The organism is Vogesella lacus, from assembly GCF_979366295.1.
Window position 1 is genome coordinate 158,891 of sequence record NZ_CEETQT010000008.1, and the last position, 16,705, is coordinate 175,595.

General features: G+C 62.4%; 18 protein-coding genes. 8 read left to right on the forward strand and 10 right to left on the reverse strand.

All coding sequences use genetic code 11. From position 1 onward, the window contains the following. Positions 1–2: 2 nt before the first annotated feature. Both ACZ9W6_RS11955 and ACZ9W6_RS11960 read right to left on the reverse strand, forming a co-directional pair. The gene (locus ACZ9W6_RS11955) at positions 3–785 is read right to left on the reverse strand and encodes an ABC transporter substrate-binding protein (protein ID WP_465191387.1); all 783 of its coding nucleotides are present in this window, start codon (positions 783–785) and stop codon (positions 3–5) included. Positions 786–944: 159 nt separating this feature from the next. Further along, on the reverse strand, positions 945–1,868 hold the full coding sequence (locus ACZ9W6_RS11960; RefSeq protein ID WP_465191388.1) for an alpha/beta fold hydrolase: 924 nt from the start codon (positions 1,866–1,868) through the stop codon (positions 945–947). Between the two features lie 151 nt (positions 1,869–2,019). Between ACZ9W6_RS11960 and ACZ9W6_RS11965 the strand changes: the two genes are divergently transcribed. From ACZ9W6_RS11965 to ACZ9W6_RS11980, 4 genes are all read left to right on the forward strand, one after another. After that, positions 2,020–3,480: an AlkA N-terminal domain-containing protein gene (locus ACZ9W6_RS11965; RefSeq protein ID WP_465191389.1), complete on the forward strand. Its 1,461-nt coding sequence runs from the start codon at positions 2,020–2,022 to the stop codon at positions 3,478–3,480. Continuing rightward, entirely contained in the window at positions 3,477–3,992 is a 516-nt protein-coding gene (locus ACZ9W6_RS11970; protein ID WP_465191390.1) for a methylated-DNA--[protein]-cysteine S-methyltransferase, read from the forward strand. Before ACZ9W6_RS11965 ends, ACZ9W6_RS11970 begins: the two co-directional genes overlap by 4 nt. A 39-nt stretch (positions 3,993–4,031) precedes the next feature. Next, on the forward strand, positions 4,032–5,264 hold the full coding sequence (locus ACZ9W6_RS11975) for a DEAD/DEAH box helicase (RefSeq protein ID WP_465191391.1): 1,233 nt from the start codon (positions 4,032–4,034) through the stop codon (positions 5,262–5,264). Positions 5,265–5,404: 140 nt separating this feature from the next. Continuing rightward, positions 5,405–6,670, forward strand: coding sequence for a hypothetical protein (locus ACZ9W6_RS11980; RefSeq protein WP_465191392.1), 1,266 nt, complete (start codon positions 5,405–5,407; stop codon positions 6,668–6,670). Positions 6,671–6,761: 91 nt separating this feature from the next. Here ACZ9W6_RS11980 and rlmF read toward each other — a convergent pair whose 3' ends face one another. The 7 genes from rlmF to ACZ9W6_RS12015 form a co-directional block, all read right to left on the reverse strand. Beyond that, complete coding sequence (gene rlmF, locus ACZ9W6_RS11985; protein ID WP_465191393.1) at positions 6,762–7,718, reverse strand: 23S rRNA (adenine(1618)-N(6))-methyltransferase RlmF; 957 nt, start codon at positions 7,716–7,718, stop codon at positions 6,762–6,764. Between the two features lie 76 nt (positions 7,719–7,794). Beyond that, positions 7,795–8,733 (reverse strand): GlxA family transcriptional regulator, encoded by a 939-nt coding sequence (locus tag ACZ9W6_RS11990; protein ID WP_465191394.1) that lies wholly within the window; start codon positions 8,731–8,733, stop codon positions 7,795–7,797. Positions 8,734–8,751: 18 nt separating this feature from the next. Next, positions 8,752–8,949: a DUF1737 domain-containing protein gene (locus tag ACZ9W6_RS11995; protein WP_465191395.1), complete on the reverse strand. Its 198-nt coding sequence runs from the start codon at positions 8,947–8,949 to the stop codon at positions 8,752–8,754. 9 nt (positions 8,950–8,958) lie between these two features. Beyond that, positions 8,959–9,417: an N-acetyltransferase family protein gene (locus ACZ9W6_RS12000; protein ID WP_465191396.1), complete on the reverse strand. Its 459-nt coding sequence runs from the start codon at positions 9,415–9,417 to the stop codon at positions 8,959–8,961. A 62-nt stretch (positions 9,418–9,479) separates the two neighbouring features. Beyond that, on the reverse strand, positions 9,480–10,373 hold the full coding sequence (locus ACZ9W6_RS12005; protein WP_465191397.1) for an EamA family transporter: 894 nt from the start codon (positions 10,371–10,373) through the stop codon (positions 9,480–9,482). A 125-nt stretch (positions 10,374–10,498) separates the two neighbouring features. Beyond that, on the reverse strand, positions 10,499–10,807 hold the full coding sequence (locus ACZ9W6_RS12010; protein ID WP_465191398.1) for a DUF1272 domain-containing protein: 309 nt from the start codon (positions 10,805–10,807) through the stop codon (positions 10,499–10,501). Positions 10,808–10,817: 10 nt separating this feature from the next. After that, positions 10,818–11,390 carry an isochorismatase family protein gene (locus ACZ9W6_RS12015; protein ID WP_465191399.1) on the reverse strand — a complete coding sequence of 191 codons (573 nt, stop codon included), beginning with the start codon at positions 11,388–11,390 and terminating at the stop codon, positions 10,818–10,820. Between the two features lie 186 nt (positions 11,391–11,576). On the opposite strand from ACZ9W6_RS12015, the gene ACZ9W6_RS12020 reads away from it, so the two are divergent. The 4 genes from ACZ9W6_RS12020 (at position 11,577) to ACZ9W6_RS12035 (ending at position 14,817) form a co-directional block, all read left to right on the forward strand. Next, positions 11,577–12,329 carry a response regulator gene (locus tag ACZ9W6_RS12020; RefSeq protein ID WP_465191400.1) on the forward strand — a complete coding sequence of 251 codons (753 nt, stop codon included), beginning with the start codon at positions 11,577–11,579 and terminating at the stop codon, positions 12,327–12,329. A 3-nt stretch (positions 12,330–12,332) separates the two neighbouring features. Next, positions 12,333–13,418 (forward strand): ATP-binding protein, encoded by a 1,086-nt coding sequence (locus tag ACZ9W6_RS12025; RefSeq protein ID WP_465191401.1) that lies wholly within the window; start codon positions 12,333–12,335, stop codon positions 13,416–13,418. 105 nt (positions 13,419–13,523) lie between these two features. Beyond that, on the forward strand, positions 13,524–14,291 hold the full coding sequence (locus ACZ9W6_RS12030; protein ID WP_465191402.1) for an EF-hand domain-containing protein: 768 nt from the start codon (positions 13,524–13,526) through the stop codon (positions 14,289–14,291). Positions 14,292–14,397: 106 nt separating this feature from the next. Beyond that, positions 14,398–14,817 (forward strand): DUF411 domain-containing protein, encoded by a 420-nt coding sequence (locus ACZ9W6_RS12035; RefSeq protein ID WP_465191403.1) that lies wholly within the window; start codon positions 14,398–14,400, stop codon positions 14,815–14,817. Between the two features lie 203 nt (positions 14,818–15,020). On the opposite strand, the gene ACZ9W6_RS12040 is transcribed toward ACZ9W6_RS12035, so the two are convergent. Further along, on the reverse strand, positions 15,021–16,547 hold the full coding sequence (locus ACZ9W6_RS12040; RefSeq protein ID WP_465191404.1) for a fumarate hydratase: 1,527 nt from the start codon (positions 16,545–16,547) through the stop codon (positions 15,021–15,023). Positions 16,548–16,705 lie beyond the last annotated feature (158 nt).

The window sequence follows — 16,705 nt, forward strand, 5'->3', positions numbered from 1 at the left end:
GTTTAGCTGCCGGTCGCGATAGGCGAAAGCTTGTGCCGGTCGATCGCCTGCTTGAGCGAACCATCCTTGCGGCGACTCTCGACAAAGCGGTTCACATAGTTCAGCCACGCCTCATCACCCTGGCGCATGGCCCAGGCATAAGGTGTCAGGTGATATTTCGTCGGTGGCGAGATCAGTCGCGCCCAGTCTTTGGTCTCCAGCATGCGGCGGCTGAACGGATAGTCGGTCATGAAGACATCGGCGCGGCCGGCAATCACCTCCTGCTCGCGCCCCTGCGGGGTATCTGTTACCAGCAGCGTCGCCTTGCGCAGACGCTCGCGCATGACAGGCTCGTGCAGCGTGCCCTTGGCGACGGCGACCACAACACCGGGCTGGTCGATATCGGCCCAGCCCTGAATGCGGCGGTTGCTCTTGGTGGTAATGGCATAGATATCGCTGACCAGATGCGGCGTGGTGAAGGCCAGTTTTTCCTGTCGCGCCGGCGTCATGCCGATGGCGAACATCGCGATATCGCAGCGGTTTTCGGTGACGTCGGCAATCAGGGTGGCAAAAGAGCTGTCAACAAAGCGCACCGGCACCGACAAGCTGGCAGCCAGCGATTTGGCCATATCAACATCGACACCCGTCAGCTGCAGCGAGCGCGGATCGCGCCAGGAGATACCGTAATAGTCTGGCCAAACGCACACCCGCAGCTGTTTACTCTGGCGAATATCATCAAGCTGGCCGGCCTGCGCCAGCGCGGACATACCCAGCAAGACGGCAGGAAGCACGATTCGTTTGAACATGGTCATTTCTCCAGTCAGCCAAAAAGAACTGCAAGACCATATCACCCGGGCTCAAACCCTCACCCGCTCAAGATCAAACTTTGTCGTTAAACAGAAGCGCCGGCTGACAGAAGTTCCCGTCGCGGCATGGGCATTATTGATGCTGGTCAAATGCCATTATCAATAATTTTCGATGATCATGCCATAGCGACCGGCCAACCACTCCAGCAGCAGCGGAAAGTGATCCCGCACCGCATCGGGGTGCGTCAGCAGGCTGACATGGTTGTAATCCTGCAGATGGCCGCTGCGCCGGGCCAACAGATGAACGCGCGAGACATGGCGGCCAGATTCGTCACGAAAGCGCTTCACGTCATCGCGATGGCCGCGACAGGGGTCGTTCCACGCCGCGAAATACAGCGCCGGCGGCAGGCTGTGCTGGCGCGCGGCGGCAGCGTAATCAAAGCCGTCTTCGTTATCCACCCACGGCAAGGGCTTGGCCCACAGCTTGCTCTGGTAATGGCTGCGCAGGCTCTCGTTGTCCGCCCCAAGCCGGATCTGCCGCGCCGGCAGATAGCCCCAGCCGCGGCAAATCAGCCGCGCCAACCCATTCCACATCAGGTCAACCTCAAGCCGCTTGCGCCAGTTGCGCACCTGCACGCTGCGCTTGCTGCCGAAGTACACCAGGCTTTGCACGCTGGCTATCAGCTCGGGCTGGCGCAGCAGGCAGCTGCTCATATGCACGCCGCCCCAGGAATGCGCCATCCAGTGCACCTTGTCATGCGTGCTGCGCGCCAGAATCGCCGCCTGCAGCGCCGGCAGGTCTTCGCGGATGATCTCGGTCTGGCCGTGACGGCTGTGGCGGCTGATGGCCGGCGTGCTGAAACCGCGTCCGCGCAAGTCGGCCACAAACACGTCATAACCATGCCGCGCCAGAAAATGCGCCAGCCCCTTGCCCTTGTCGGAATAAAACACGCGGCCATTGCCCATCACGCCGTGCACCAGCAACACCGGCTCGCCATCTTTTTGCGGATGGCTGATGCGCTTCACAAACAGCTGCTCGGTAGCCGAGACCGGCACCATGAAAGACGACTCGCGGTTTTGCATGACAGCATTCCAATTCAAACAATCGCTTGAATCATCCTCGCTATAGAATGCCGCCGTCAACCATACTCGCGCGACACCCACGGCAAGACTGCGGCCAACCTCATGTCCGAAAACGGCGAGTCAGCCAGCGTCAATCACGCATAATGCAGGCATGGACAGCGAACACGATTCCCTCTACCGCGCGCTCTGTGCACGAGACCGCCGCTTTGACGGGCGCTTTTTTGTCGGTGTTACCAGCACCGGCATCTACTGCCGCCCGGTCTGCCGCGTGCGCACGCCCAAGGCCGCCAACTGCCGCTTTTTCGCCCACGCCGCCGCGGCCGAAGCCGCCGGCTTTCGCCCCTGCCTGCTGTGCCGGCCAGAGCTGGCACCCGGTCTGTCGCGGCTGGACATGCCATCCAGCCTCGCATGGCGGGCGGCGCGGCTGATCGACAGCGGCTTTCTAGATGAACACGACGAAGAAAGGTTGGCCGCACGCATCGGCATCAGCAGCCGCCACCTGCGCCGTATTTTTGCCGAGGCCATCGGCGTCAGCCCGCTGGCTTACGCGCAGACCCGCCGCTTGCTGACGGCCAAACGGCTGCTGACCGAAACCAGCCTGCCGCTGACCGAAGTCGCGCTGGCGGCCGGCTTTGGCAGCGTGCGCCGTTTCAATGCGCTGTGGCAGCAACATTACCGGCTGACGCCGGGCCAGCTGCGCCGCAATACCCGGCTCACGCCAGCCAGCGAGGCGCTGACCCTGCGCCTTGCCTACCGCCCGCCGCTGGACTGGCCACGGTTATTGGCCTTTCTCGCCACCCGCAGCATTCGCGGCGTCGAGAGCGTCGCCGATGGCGAATACCGCCGCAGCGTACAGCTGACCCACGGCGAAGACACCTTGCAAGGCTGGCTGAGCCTGCGCGCCAGCGACAAGGACAAGCCCGAGCTGCTATTGACCGTCGCACCAAGCCTGTTGCCGGCGCTGCCGGCCATCCTCGCCCGCGTCAGCCATTTGTGTGACCTGAGTGCCGAGCCGCAGCTGATTGCCGATGCACTCGGCGATTTGGCCGCGGATGCACCCGGCCTGCGCGTGCCCGGCTGTGTCGATGGTTTTGAAATGGCCATCCGCGCGATACTCGGCCAGCAGGTCACGGTAAAGGCCGCACATACACTGGCCGGCCGCGTCGTTGCCGCGCTGGGCACGCCGATTGCCACGCCGTTTAGCGAGATCAGCCATCTGTTTCCAACCCCGGCCCAGCTGCTGGCCAGCAGTGTCGATCAGCTGGGCAGCCTCGGCATCGTGCGCCAGCGTGGCGGCGCGATGCTGGCACTGGCGCAGGCGGTGCAGGACGGCCTGCCGCTGACACCCGGCGCGGACGCTGCCGATACCATCGCCCGGCTCGAAGCCCTGCCCGGCATCGGCCGCTGGACAGCGCAATACATCGCCCTGCGCGCACTGGGCGAGCCGGACGCCTGGCCCAGCGGCGATGTCGCACTGATGAAGGCGCTAGGTTGCAGCAAGGCACGCGAGGCCGACGAACTGGCCCGCCAGTGGCAACCGTGGCGCGCCTACGCCACCTTGCACCTGTGGCGGCAACTTGGCGAAAACGCCAACAAGGAGAAAGAAAAATGAGCATCTACTGGATGAGCGCGCCCACCCCGCTGGGCGAGATGATTCTGGCGGCCAACCCTGAGGGCCTGATCGGCGCGTGGTTTGAAGGCCAGGCGCACTTTGCCGGCATCCAGCCCGACTGGCAGCACGATGCGCAACACGCCGTACTGTTGGCCGCGGCCGCCCAGCTGGCCGAATGGTTTGCCGGCCAGCGCCAGGTTTTCGAGCTGCCGCTCGCGCCGCAAGGCACCGCCTTCCAGCACGCGGTGTGGGCGCAGCTGCGCCAGATCGGCTTTGGCCACACCGCCAGCTACGGCGAGTTGGCCGCAAGCTTGGGCAAACCATCGGCCGCCCGCGCCGTCGGTGCCGCCACCGGTCGCAACCCGCTGACCATCATCGTGCCCTGCCATCGCCTCTTGTCCAGCAATGGCGCGCTGACCGGCTTTGCCGGCGGCATCCCGCGCAAACAATGGCTGCTCGCGCACGAACAGCAAGGCCTGCCGCTGCTGGCCGAAGCCGGCGAAAGCCCGTAAACTTGCCGGCTTGTTTTTTCAGCGACGGTCTGCCTCACCATGTCTTTTTCCGAACTCGCGCTTGACCCGGCGCTGCTGCGCGGCCTTGCTGCTGCCGGCTTCACCACGCCCACCCCTATCCAGCAAGCCGCGATTCCCGCCGTCCTCGGCGGCCAAGACCTGCTGGCCTGCGCCAGCACCGGCTCGGGCAAGACCGCCGCCTACTGCCTGCCGCTGCTGCATCAAGCCATCAGCCAGGTTGGCCGCAAGGCCTGCACGCTGATCCTGCTGCCCACGCGCGAGCTGGCGCAGCAAGTCGGCAGCACCCTGCTGCAGTTCGCGCCAGTCGAAGCGAAGCTCAAGATCGTCGTCGCCTACGGTGGCGTGTCGATCAACCCGCAGCTGATGGCGCTGCGCGGCGGGGCCGATTTCATCGTCGCCACGCCCGGCCGTCTGCTCGACCTCATCGCCAACAACGCCGTCAATCTGTCCTCGCTGCAAACCCTGGTGCTGGACGAAGCCGACCGCCTGCTGGCACTCGGCTTTGCCGACGAGCTGCAAGCGATTCTCGAACAGCTGCCGGCCAAACGGCAGACGCTGCTGTTCTCCGCCACCTTTGCGGCCAACGTGCAGAAGCTGGCACGCAGCCTGCTGAGTTCACCCAAGGAAATCCGGCTCGAAGCCGCCGCCACGCCGGCCATCAGCCAGCGCGCCATCGACATCAATGCTGCCGACCGCCACGCCGTGCTCAAGCATCTGCTGGATAGCGAAAGTTGGCCGCAACTGCTGGTATTCATCAACAGCAAGCACGACGCGGCAAAACTGGCCGAATGGCTGCAACGCGAAGGCATCCGCGCCGCCGCGCTGCATGGCGAGCTAGCGCAAGGCCGCCGCGAGCGCGTGCTCGACAATCTGAAAAACGGCACCCTGCGCGTGCTGGTAGCCACCGACCTCGCCGCCCGTGGCATCGACATCCCGGCGCTGCCGGTCGTCATCAATCTGGAGCTACCGCGCTCGCCGCAAGACTACACCCACCGCATCGGCCGCACCGGCCGCGCCGGCGAAACGGGCCTGGCCATCAGCCTGATCGACGCCGACAGCCGCGCCCACATGCGCCTGATCGAAAAGCGACTGGGGCTACGCATCACACGCGAACAGCTGCCAGCCTTCCCCGCCACCGACACCCCGGAACCAAGGTTGGCCGCAGCCGACGACAACGGCGGCATCAAGGGCAAGCGCATGAGCAAGAAAGACAAACTGCGCGCAGCCGCAGCGAAGGCCGCGGGCGAGTAAGCTCCGCCACGCTCAAACACGCGCAAGGGCCGGTCAACAGACCGGCCCTTGTCACGTCTGTGCCAGCCATACCCGGCAAACCTGAACGGGCTGTTACAATGCGATGCGCATTTTCATCTATCGCCATCAAGCACAACCCCATGAACGACATCGCCAACGCCACAGCGCTATCCGTCACCGAACGCCTCACCACCCTGCCGCCAGAAGTGCAGGAGTTATTTACCAACCCTGAAAATGGCACCCCTGACAACATCAGCAAAGCCGGATGTCTGGCGCTGGCACGACTAGGGAAAGATGCGTGGAATGCCTGGCGGGAGGCGTTTCCGGTGACAGGTGAATTACCTTGGTTTAGGAATTCTGCTGATTTTTCCGGTGTGGATTTTCGGGAAAGCCCGGTAGACTTTTCGGGATTTGTGTTTGGGAATTATGCTGACTTTAGCCATGCCCAGTGGGGTTATGAGGCTGATTTACAAGGTGCTCAGTGGGGTAATTGGGCTAGATTCCAAGGTGCCAGTTGGGCAGCGTGTCAACCGTATTACCGGGATGACGAACATTATCAGGCAGCCAAAAAATGGGCTGAAGATAGAGGGCTAACCCCGGATAGTTTCCAGCAGGTCAACTTCGCTGGTGCGCACTTTTCTGGCGAGGTCAATTTTTCCAGTCGCAAATTCACCGGTCACACTAACTTCGGCAAACTTCTAGCTGACTATCAAAGAAAGCGTGTGCAGCGAGACGAGCACGGACGGGCACAGTTTGATGAAAAGGGTGAATTGCTATGGGAAAACGATCCCGAACCTCGCCGCCACGTGCAGTTTGACCAAGCCCCGAAATTCCACGGCTGCGAGTTGCATCAGGATACGACTTTTGATGGTGCGGTGTTCCCGCCTGCCAGCGGCAGCGACGAAGCTGCCCGTGCTTATCGCACCCTGAAGCTGGCTTTCAACAAGCAGCAAGCGCTGCGCGAAGAGCAACTTTTCTTCAAGCTGGAAATGGCAGAAGAGGCAAAGCGTTTGCCTTGGTTTCAATATAAATGGCCAGTATTGGGCGCTAGGTGGCCTTACTGGCTATATAAAATTTTTAGCGATTACGGCTTTAGCCTGTGGCGTCCTTTGGCTGGGTATTTACTGCTGCTGATCATTTTTGCCTTTGTTTATGGCAGCTACAGCCAAGGCGCAGAAGCGATGACTTACTGCATTTCCCCCTTGCCGGATTGTCAGGTGCAATGGCACTGGCTGGATCTCAGCTTCGCTCAATCCCTGCCGCTGACCGGTTTCGACAAGCTCAAATCCTTCGAGACATTAAAAGAAAAAATACCGGCCACTTTGCTGGCTGCGCACAAGCTTTTGACGCTGGCCTGCCTATTCTTCGCAGGTCTGGCTTTGCGTAATCTGTTCCGCCTCAAATAAGCCAAGCTCGCAAGGGACTCAAGCTCCGCTTCAACCATAAAAAAAGCCGGTCAGATATCTGACCGGCTTTCTTTCGTCGCAAGCTAAAGGCTTACGCCTCCCAGCGGCTTTCTGCCCATGCCTGCAGCGCTTCCTTGTCCATGAAGGTCCAGGCGATGATGCGGCTGGCTTTCTGGCCTTGCGCCATCGGCAGCACTACCACATGCGTAGCACCGCACATTTCCAGCTCGCGCTGCATGCCCTTGAGGTTTTGCTGGCGGGAAACCAGGCTGCTGAACCACGCCACGCGCTTGCCGTGGCGTTCGCTCTGGCGCGCCATGGTGGCGAGGAAGACTTCTTCGCCACCTTCGCACCACAGTTCGTTGTGCTGGCCGGCAAAGTTCGGGTTCAGCTCGGCCGGCTTCTGCCCGGTCAGCTTGGCTACCTTGCGGCGATTGGTTTCGGCGGCTTCTTCGGCCGAGCTGTGGAATGGCGGGTTGCAGATGGTGAGGTCAAAACGCTCGTCACGCTTGATGATGCCGTCGAAGATATCGCCTTCGTGCGTCTGCTGGCGCAGCTGCACGCTGCCCTTCAGCAGCGGGTTGGCGTCGATGATCAGCTTGGCCATGCGCAAGGCGCCGGCGTCGATATCGGCACCGACAAAACGCCAGCCGTAGGCGCTGCGGCCAACGATGGGGTAGATGCAGTTGGCACCGACGCCGATATCCAGCACGGTGACGCGCTTGGGGATGGTGCCCTTGTTGCTCTTGGCCAGGAGGTCGGCAATGTGGTGCAGATAGTCGGCGCGGCCGGGTACCGGCGGGCACAGATAGCCGGGCGGGATGTCCCAGAACACCACGCCATAGTGGTGCATCAGCAAGGCACGGTTCAGCGCCTTGACGGCGGCCGGGTCGTGAAAGTCGACGGTCTCGATGCCGTGCTCGTTCAGGCGCACGTAATCGGCCAGCTCGGGGTTGGCCGCAATCAGCGCGGCAAAGTCGTAACGCTCGCGGTGTTTGCTGCGAAAGTGCAGGCCGGGCTTGGCTTCGGCTTCAGAAAAACGTGTCATGGCAGGCACCACTAAAAACAATCGGCAATTGTACGATTTTTAGCAGCTTTGCGGCCAACCTTTGCAAGTAGCGTGTTCAGACTGTGCTGAAACGGCCCGGTGGCGTCTGCTCGAATTTTTGCCACACCCGCCGCATATCGCGCGCCGAGGCAAAGCCTGCGCCCTCGGCCGCACGCTCGACCGGCGTGCCCTGCTGCAACAGCTGGCGCACCACCGCCACGCGCAGGCGCTGCTGGTATTCGACGATGCCGATGCCGGCCTGCTCGCGAAACAGCCGCGTCAGGTGGCGCGCGCTGAGGTGAACGTTGGCCGCCAGCGCATCGACGGCCCAGTGTTGCGCCGGGTCGCGCGCAATCAGGTCTTGCGCGCGGTGCACGGCCGGATGCAGATGGTTGCGAAACGCCAGCCACGGTGACTGCTGCGGATCATCGCCGGCGCGGCGGCTGTACAGCACCATGCGCCGCGCCACGCGGGCGGCGACATCGGGGCCGGCGTGACGCTCGATCAGCGCCAGCGCCAGATCCATGCCGGTGGTGATGCCGGCCGAAGTGGCGATATGGCCATCCTCGACAAAGATGCGGTTATCGACCACCCGCGCCGCTGGGGCCGTCGCCGCCAGCTTGGCGGTAATGCTGTGATGCGTGGTGCAGGCGCGGCCATCGAGCAAGCCGGCCATGCCGGCCAACAGCGCGCCGGAACAGACCGTAGCGAGGCTGACCTCGGCCGTGATGTGCTGGCGCAGCCACGCCACCAGCTGTCGCGCCGCCGGCGTGGCGTAGTCTTCGTCTTCATTCACCGTGCCGACCAGAATCACCAGACTGCCTGCGGCCAAGGTTTCCGGCAGCGGATCGATGCGCGACAACATGCCGAGCGAACTCACGCATTCGGTGTCCGGCCCGGCGATATGCAGGCGAAACGGCGCACCTTCGTCCAGCGCCATGCGAAAGGCTTCGGCCGGGCCGACGAAATCCAGCGCGAGATAACGCGGGGTGAGCAGGAAATAAACGTCTTTCATGCGGCCAACCTTGCGTGCTTACAGCTCGCCCAGCTTGATGTCGGGGTGGTAGTCGCCGTCGACTTCCTTGACGATGGCCTGACCGGCGATCACCGTGTCGCCGTTGAAAGTCAGCGTCGGGTTGCCGTGCAGCTGCCAGCCACGGTTCAGAGCCGCGCTGATGCGGTGGCAGAAAGTAGCATCGTCAGGGCCGGTAATCAGGCGGTAGAGTTTCATGCTTGTCCTTTACAAAGTCTTGCGATACAGCACAAAGCCGCTATGGCTGGCGACCTTGTCGTACAGCTGCATTGCGGTGTGATTGGTGTGATGGGTGTGCCAGTACACGCAGGGGCTGCCGGCCGCACGCGCCGCGCTGGCGACGGCCTCGATCAGCTGTCTGGCCACACCCTGCCCGCGCGCTGCCGGCACGGTGTAGAGGTCCTGCAGATAGCAGGCGTAGTCGCGCATGGTGGTATTGCGGTGGAACAGATAATGCACGATGCCCAGCAGCTGGCCATCGCGTTCGGCCAGCAAGGCGTGCATCGGTTCGGCGGCATCGAGAAAGCGCTGCCAGGTCAGCTGGGTGATGTCTTCGGCCAGTGCGGTGTCGCCGCTGCGGCCGTAAAAGGCGTTATAGCCATCCCACAGCGGCCGCCAGGCGGCGTAGTCGGCGGCGCTGGCCGCCCGGATGATCAGCTCTGTCATGTTTCTCTTCTGCTTTGCGGCCAACCCTGACCTAGTCCGGCCAAGGCTGGCTATTCATTGATTCAGGCCGGCACCGGTTTGCGCCAGCGTGACAGCAGGCGCGGGCCGAACACATTCACGGCAAGACCAGCCAGCAGCAGCGCACCGCCAGCCAGTTGCCAGAAACTCAGGCGCTCGCCCAGCACCAGCGCTGCCGACAGCACACCGAAAAACGGCACCAGCAAGGAGAACGGCGCCACCACGTTGGCCGCATGGCGACTCAACAGCTTGCTCCACTGGCCGTAGCCGAACAAGGTGGCAATCAGCGCAAGATAAGCAATCGCAAACAGGCTTTGCGGCGTGGCGACCAGCGCCCAGTCTATCTTGTCGCTTTCAAACAGTGCCGACAGCGTGAGGAAAGGCACAATCGGAATCAGGCTGCTCCACACCACCAGGCCCAGCATATCGGGCTTGTAGCCGGCGCTGACAATGCGCCGCACCACCACATTCGACAGCGCCCAGCACACCGCCCCACACAGTGTCAGCACGAAGCCCAACAGCGGCAGGTTGGCCGCCCCCAAGCCACCAATCAGGTACAGACCGCCACTGCCGATGACGAGGCCGGCCAGCTGCCAGCCGGTAAAGCTCTCGCGCAGCCACAGCATGCCGATCAGCAAGGTAAAGAAGGCCTGCGATTGCAAGACGATAGAGGCAAGACCCGCCGGCATGCCCAGCTTGATGGCGGTAAACAGACAAGCAAACTGGCCAAAGCCGACCGCCAGCCCGTACAGCGCCAGCCAGCGCCACGGCAAGGCCGGACGGCGCACAAACAAGAGGCCGATGCCGGCCGCCGCGGCAAAGCGCAAACCGCCGAGCAGGAAGGGCGGCACGCCGGCCACACCCCATTTGATCACCACAAAGTTGAATCCCCACACCGCCACGATGGCGAGTGCGATCAGTCTGTCCTGCCAGTTCATGCCTGACTCCTTGTCGGTTTGACTGCGCTACGTTGGCCGCAAGCCGGATGCTGCCAGATTAACCATTTGTCCTGTCCGCCGACAGCAACAGTGTGTTCGCATTTCTGCCGCACAGTCGCCAGGCCTTAACGCAAGGCGGCTGGCCGCCCGGCCTGCGCCGCCAGCAGGCGTGCATGTGCATCCAGATCTACCGGCCGGTACACCACAGCGAGGCTGGGCGGATGCGCCCCCAGCCAGTTGCCGCCGACCCAGTGCTGCGCCGGCCGTATCGGCCGCGGCACAAAACCGCCGCCGCAATTGGGACAGGTATTGGCCAGCAGGCGCTCGGCACAGTCGGCGCAGAAGGTGCATTCATAGCTGCAGATGCGCGCCTCGGACGAGTCGGGCGGCAGGGGCTTGTTGCAGTGTTCACAAGTCGGACGCAAGGCCAGCATGCTGTTCTCCTCAGGCGACAGATTCGCTGTCCAGCCGCGCCAGCACGCTGGCTACGGTGTGAATTTCGGCAAAGCGGCCGGCCAGCACCAACTCGGTTTTTTCGATGATCTGCTGCGGGCTGTACACGCGGCCGCTTACGGGGTGGGTCATGGCAAAGGTCAGCGTCGCCTCGCTGACATAATCGACCTGATAACCGAGATCGCTGCCGACACGGCTGGTAGTTTCGCAGCATTGCTCGCTGCGGATGCCGCTGATGATCAGCCGCGTGATGCCGCGCGCATCAAGCCAGGCTTGCAAGCCGGTGTCGGTGAATGCGTTGTGGACATGCTTGATGAAGGTCACGTTGGCCGCATCGGCCGGCATCCAGTCCATCAGCCGCACATGGCCGCTGGCCGCGCTGAACGGGCCATCGCCGTCTGGGTTCTGGTGCAGGATGTAAACGATGGGCACGCCGCGCGCCTTTGCGCCGGCAATCAGCGCCAGCTGCTGCTGGCGATAAGCCGGCAGATCGGCCTCGTCCCAGAACTCGCGGTGCTGGAAGGACTGCTGGACATCAATAACGATCAGGGCAGATTGCGACATGGCGGCGTCTCCGTCAGGTGGTTAGTGCAGCCATTGTCGGCCAGCCAGCGCTGCACGACGATGCCTGCCTGCGCCAGCTTGCGGACAAATCCGGCCATCCTAGCCACCCTTTGTATCAAGCCTGGTACACAAGTGACACGCCAGTGATACAGCAGCACGGCATTGTTGCCGCTGGCGGCTGACGATATGCTGCCCACACTGTTTGCCATCTCAGCCGACGACACCATGCCCGATACCCTGCCCCGCCTTTTGCTGGTGGACGATGACCCCGAAATCCGCAGCCTGCTGGCCGATTATCTGCAGGGTTTTGCCCTGCACTGCGACACCGTACCGGACGGTCGCGGCATGCGCGCGGCAATGCTGGCCAACGCCTACGACCTGGTGATTCTGGATCTGATGCTGCCGGGCGAGGACGGCCTGTCGCTGTGCCGCCAGCTGCGCCAGCACAGCGATATACCGGTGATCATGCTGACCGCACGCGGCGAGGCGGTAGACAAGATTGTCGGGCTGGAGCTGGGGGCCGATGATTATGTGGTGAAGCCGTTTGACCCGCGCGAGCTTCTGGCGCGCATCCACAGTGTGTTGCGCCGCCTGCGCCGCAGCCCTGCGGCCAACCTTGCGCCGCCCGACATCGTGCGCTTTGCCGGCTGGTCGCTGCATCACGTCAAACGCGAAGTCACCACCCCGGACGCGGTGCTGGTGCCGCTGTCACATGCCGAATACCGCCTGCTGTGCGCCTTTCTCGAACGGCCGCAACGGGTGCTGAGCCGCGAGCAGCTGCTGGATGCCGCACGCGGGCGCAGCATGGAGGTATTTGATCGCAGCATAGATTTGCTGGTGTCGCGGCTACGGCAAAAGCTGGGGGACGACCCCAAGGCCCCGCGCCTGCTGAAAACCGTGCGGGGCGAGGGCTATCTGCTCGATTGCGTGAAGGAGTAAGCCATGCGAGGGCGCATTCCCGACACCATGTTTACCCGCCTGTTCGGCCTGGCCATGGCGGTATTGCTGATCAGCCATCTGGTGACTACCAGCCTGTTCATGATTTTCGGCCCCGGCCGTGAACACCGGCCGCCACCACCGCCGCCACCGCGCTACGAAGCTGGCGTCAACCCGCCTCCCGAGGGCCATCGCCCGCCGGAACGTCGCCTGCGCTTTCCGCCCGAATTCTGGTGGGCACAGCTGTTGACCGTGGTGCTGGTCAGCCTGCTGGCGCTGTATGGCGCACGTCGCCTCGCCCAGCCAATTACCCGGCTGACGGCCGCCGCCAGGCTGCTTGGCAATAATCTGCAGGCCCCGCCGCTGGCCGAGCAAGGTCCGGCCGAAACCCGCGAGGCTGCACGACTGTTTAACCAGATGCAGCAAAAACTGCGCCGCCAGCTGGAAGAACGCAGCCGCTTTCTGGCGGCAGTATCGCATGATTTGCGCACGCCGCTGACACGCATCCGCCTGCGCAGCCTGCAGATCGACGACGATGCGCTACAGCAGAAAATGGCAAAAGACATCCACGATATGGCGCAGATGCTGGATGCCACCCTCGCCTATCTGCGCGACGATGCCCATGCCGGCAAATGGCAATGGCTGGATGTCGATGCCCTGCTGGAAGTACTGGCCGAAGATTGGGCCGAGCAGCAATTGCAGCTACACATCAGCGGCGAGGCCGGCCGCCTGTTTACCCAGCCGGAAAGCCTGCGCCGCTGTCTGGATAACCTGCTGGAAAACGTGCTGCGCTACGGCGGCGGCAAGGCCACGCTGAGCCTGCAACTGCACGAAGAACAGCTGTGGCTGAACCTGCACGATGCGGGGCCGGGCATTCCGGACGAACAGCTGGCCCAGGTCTTCGAGCCGTTTTACCGGCTGGAAGACTCGCGCAACCGCCATAGCGGCGGCACCGGCCTCGGCCTGACCATCGCCCGCGATATCGCCCACCGCCTGGGTGGCGAACTGCTGCTGGCAAACCACCCGGAAGGTGGCCTCCAAGCCAGCCTCAGGCTGCCACGACTGCCGGCCGGCAGCGTGTATCCGTCCTGATACAAAGCCGACACACCAGCCTGACACCCGGATGTCAGCATGTCTTACCGGTTACAGGAGCGTCTTCCTGCCCCCGGTATAGCCATCAACTCTGGGAGATTGATCATGAGCAGTGCAATCAGTAATGTCGGGAGTTATGCCTCGGCCATGATGCCGCACGGCATGCAGGGCGGACCTCGAGGCATGAAGCGGCCGGATGCCACGGAAATGACCGAAGACCTGTTCAGCAAGCTGGACACCAGTCAGCAAGGCTTTTTGCAGGCCTCGGATCTGGGGGACAACGGTGAAGCCTTGGTCAGCGCGCTGGATAGCGACAGCGACGGCAAGGTGACCCGCAGCGAAATGAGCGAGCGCCTGCGGCAGATCCAAAGCGAGCTGGACAGCCAGTTTCAGGCCATGCGCACCCGTCAGGGCATGGGCGAGCAACAAGGCATGGGCGGCATGGAAGGCGGCGGCATGGGTGGGATGGGTGGCCCGCAGGGCATGGGCGGTGGCGGCATGCGTCCACCGCCACCCGATGGCGAAGATCAGGGCCTGAGTCAGGATCAGCTCAGCGCCATGGCCACTAGCGCCAGCGAAAATGGCGATGATGCCGCGGCCGAACTGTTCTCGCAGGTAGCCAGCAATTTCTCGGCGGCGGATACCAATGGCGACGGCAAGGTGACCTTCCAGGAAAGCCAGGCCTATCGCGAGTCGCAACAAGCCAGCCAGAGTAGCGACAGCAGCACCAGCAGCACCAGCAGTGCCAGCACAGCTACCAGCGAAACCAGCCAGGACAACCGCCGCATCATGCATCAGCTGATGTCGCTGATGCGTACCTATGGCGAGGGAGAAAGCACTACCTCCTCCGGCCAGTACAGCGTGGCAGCCTGACTTGATGGTTTGAGCCAAATCAAATCAAGCCGGATACCGGCAAGTTTGCGGAACTTGCCGGCGGCAAACCGTTCTATTCTGCAGTTTTCCTGATGTGAGAAATGCAATGAAAGCGTTTGCCCTGTTATTCATGCTTGCCAGCCTGCCAGCCATGGCCGCGCCGGCCGGCACCATGTTCAAAGACCCGCACTGCGGCTGTTGCGGCAAGTGGGCAGATCACCTTGCGGCCAACCAGCTGGAACTCAAATCCGATGCCAGCCAGCAGATGAGCGCGCTGAAGGACAGGCTGAAAGTGCCGGCCGCCCTGCGCTCCTGCCACACTGCCGTCATCAACGGCTATGTTTTCGAGGGCCATGTACCGGCTGACCTCGTGAAAAAAGTACTGAAAGAAAAACCTGCCATCGTCGGACTGGCCGTACCCGGCATGCCGCAGGGCAGCCCGGGCATGGAAACCGGCGTCAAGCAGCCTTATCAGGTTGTCGCGTTTGACCGCGCCGGCAAGCAATTCGTCTACGCCAGCAGGTAAGCCACGCCATGAGCATCAAGAAGAAATTGTTTTTCATGGCTGCCGGCTGGCTGGGCAAGCTGCTGATGAATGCCATCAAGCACAAGATGCGCAGCAAGTTTCGCCGCTAGCACAGCAGCCTGACAGACGCATGATCAGCAAAACAAAACCCCGGCATTGCCGGGGTTTTGTTTTCACAGCCAGGGTTGGCCGCAAGGGATGGCTTAGCCGGCATTGACCGGGATCTTGCCAATCTTCACACGCCACTCGGCCGGGCCGGTGTTGTGTACCGAAGTACCACAGGAATCCACCGCCACGGTAACCGGCATGTCTTTCACTTCAAACTCGTAGATCGCTTCCATGCCCAGGTCTTCAAAGCCGACCACCTTGGACGCCTTGATCGCCTTGGAAACGAGGTAAGCCGAACCGCCAACTGCCATCAGATACACGGCCTTGTTGTCACGGATCGCGTCGATCGCCGCCGGGCCACGCTCGGCCTTGCCGATCATGCCCAAGAGGCCAGTCTGTTCCAGCATCTGGCGGGTGAACTTGTCCATACGGGTCGCGGTAGTCGGGCCTGCCGGGCCAACCACTTCGTCACGTACCGGATCAACCGGGCCTACGTAGTAGATGAAGCGGTTGGTAAAGTCCACCGGCAGCTTCTCGCCCTTGTTCAGCATGTCGATCATGCGCTTGTGCGCAGCATCGCGGCCGGTCAGGATCTTGCCGTTCAAGAGCAGCACATCGCCCGGCTGCCAGCTGGCCACTTCTTCCTTGCTGATGTTGTCCAGATCGACACGCTTGCCATTGCTGGTGTCGTAGGTGATTTCCGGCCAGTCTTCCAGGCTTGGCGGGTCGAGACGGGCCGGGCCGTTGCCATCCAGATGGAAGTGGATGTGACGGGTGGCGGCACAGTTCGGGATCATCGCAACCGGCAGCGAGGCGGCATGAGTCGGGTAATCCAGAATCTTCACGTCCAGCACGGTGGTCAGACCACCCAGACCCTGTGCGCCGATACCCAGCGCATTCACTTTTTCGAAGATTTCCAGACGCAGCGCTTCAACGCGGCTCAGCTCGGCGCCGCTGTCGGCCTTGGCCTTCAGCTCGTGGATGTCCACGTGGTCCATCAGCGATTCTTTGGCCAGCAACATGGCTTTTTCCGGCGTGCCGCCGATACCGATGCCGAGGATGCCTGGCGGACACCAGCCGGCGCCCATGGTCGGTACGGTCTTGATCACCCAGTCAACGATGCTGTCGGACGGGTTCAGTGCGTAGAACTTGGATTTGTTCTCGGAGCCACCGCCCTTGGCTGCACAGATCACTTCCACGCCGTCACCTTCGACGATCTCGAAGTGCACCACGGCCGGGGTGTTGTCCTTGGAGTTCTGGCGCTTGCCGGCCGGATCCAGCAGCACGGAGGCGCGCAGCTTGTTGTCCGGGTTGTTGTAGGCACGGCGCACGCCTTCGTTGACCATTTCCTGCACGGAGAGAGTGCTGTCCCACTGCACTTTCATGCCGACTTTGAGGAATACCACGGCAATACCGGTATCCTGACAGATCGGGCGGCGGCCTTCGGCACACATGCGGCTGTTGATCAGGATCTGCGCCATCGCATCTTTGGCGGCCGGGCTTTCTTCGTGCTGATACGCCTTGTACAGCGCGTCGATGTAATCTTTTGGGTGGTAGCAGCTGATGTACTGAAAGGCATCAGCAATGCTCTGAATGAAATCTTCCTGACGGATGATGGCCATTGAGGTTCTCTCCAGCGTAGGGGCTGTGTTGGGGATAAGCCGGACTATTTTAGGGCCTTACGCTGCACTGCGCCACGAACTTGTAATCATGGCAGCAGCAAATCAGCGCAGGCTGTGTACACTGGGAAATGGCTAGTCTTTGCTGCCCTGCGGGCGCG

Coding starts and splice junctions, on each gene's coding strand:
- ACZ9W6_RS11955 (WP_465191387.1), bottom strand. CDS start 785: ATGTTCAAACGAATCGTGCTTCCTGCCGTCTTGCTGGGTATGTCCGCG.
- ACZ9W6_RS11960 (WP_465191388.1), bottom strand. CDS start 1,868: ATGCAAAACCGCGAGTCGTCTTTCATGGTGCCGGTCTCGGCTACCGAG.
- ACZ9W6_RS11965 (WP_465191389.1), top strand. CDS start 2,020: ATGGACAGCGAACACGATTCCCTCTACCGCGCGCTCTGTGCACGAGAC.
- ACZ9W6_RS11970 (WP_465191390.1), top strand. CDS start 3,477: ATGAGCATCTACTGGATGAGCGCGCCCACCCCGCTGGGCGAGATGATT.
- ACZ9W6_RS11975 (WP_465191391.1), top strand. CDS start 4,032: ATGTCTTTTTCCGAACTCGCGCTTGACCCGGCGCTGCTGCGCGGCCTT.
- ACZ9W6_RS11980 (WP_465191392.1), top strand. CDS start 5,405: ATGAACGACATCGCCAACGCCACAGCGCTATCCGTCACCGAACGCCTC.
- rlmF (WP_465191393.1), bottom strand. CDS start 7,718: ATGACACGTTTTTCTGAAGCCGAAGCCAAGCCCGGCCTGCACTTTCGC.
- ACZ9W6_RS11990 (WP_465191394.1), bottom strand. CDS start 8,733: ATGAAAGACGTTTATTTCCTGCTCACCCCGCGTTATCTCGCGCTGGAT.
- ACZ9W6_RS11995 (WP_465191395.1), bottom strand. CDS start 8,949: ATGAAACTCTACCGCCTGATTACCGGCCCTGACGATGCTACTTTCTGC.
- ACZ9W6_RS12000 (WP_465191396.1), bottom strand. CDS start 9,417: ATGACAGAGCTGATCATCCGGGCGGCCAGCGCCGCCGACTACGCCGCC.
- ACZ9W6_RS12005 (WP_465191397.1), bottom strand. CDS start 10,373: ATGAACTGGCAGGACAGACTGATCGCACTCGCCATCGTGGCGGTGTGG.
- ACZ9W6_RS12010 (WP_465191398.1), bottom strand. CDS start 10,807: ATGCTGGCCTTGCGTCCGACTTGTGAACACTGCAACAAGCCCCTGCCG.
- ACZ9W6_RS12015 (WP_465191399.1), bottom strand. CDS start 11,390: ATGTCGCAATCTGCCCTGATCGTTATTGATGTCCAGCAGTCCTTCCAG.
- ACZ9W6_RS12020 (WP_465191400.1), top strand. CDS start 11,577: ATGCTGCCCACACTGTTTGCCATCTCAGCCGACGACACCATGCCCGAT.
- ACZ9W6_RS12025 (WP_465191401.1), top strand. CDS start 12,333: ATGCGAGGGCGCATTCCCGACACCATGTTTACCCGCCTGTTCGGCCTG.
- ACZ9W6_RS12030 (WP_465191402.1), top strand. CDS start 13,524: ATGAGCAGTGCAATCAGTAATGTCGGGAGTTATGCCTCGGCCATGATG.
- ACZ9W6_RS12035 (WP_465191403.1), top strand. CDS start 14,398: ATGAAAGCGTTTGCCCTGTTATTCATGCTTGCCAGCCTGCCAGCCATG.
- ACZ9W6_RS12040 (WP_465191404.1), bottom strand. CDS start 16,547: ATGGCCATCATCCGTCAGGAAGATTTCATTCAGAGCATTGCTGATGCC.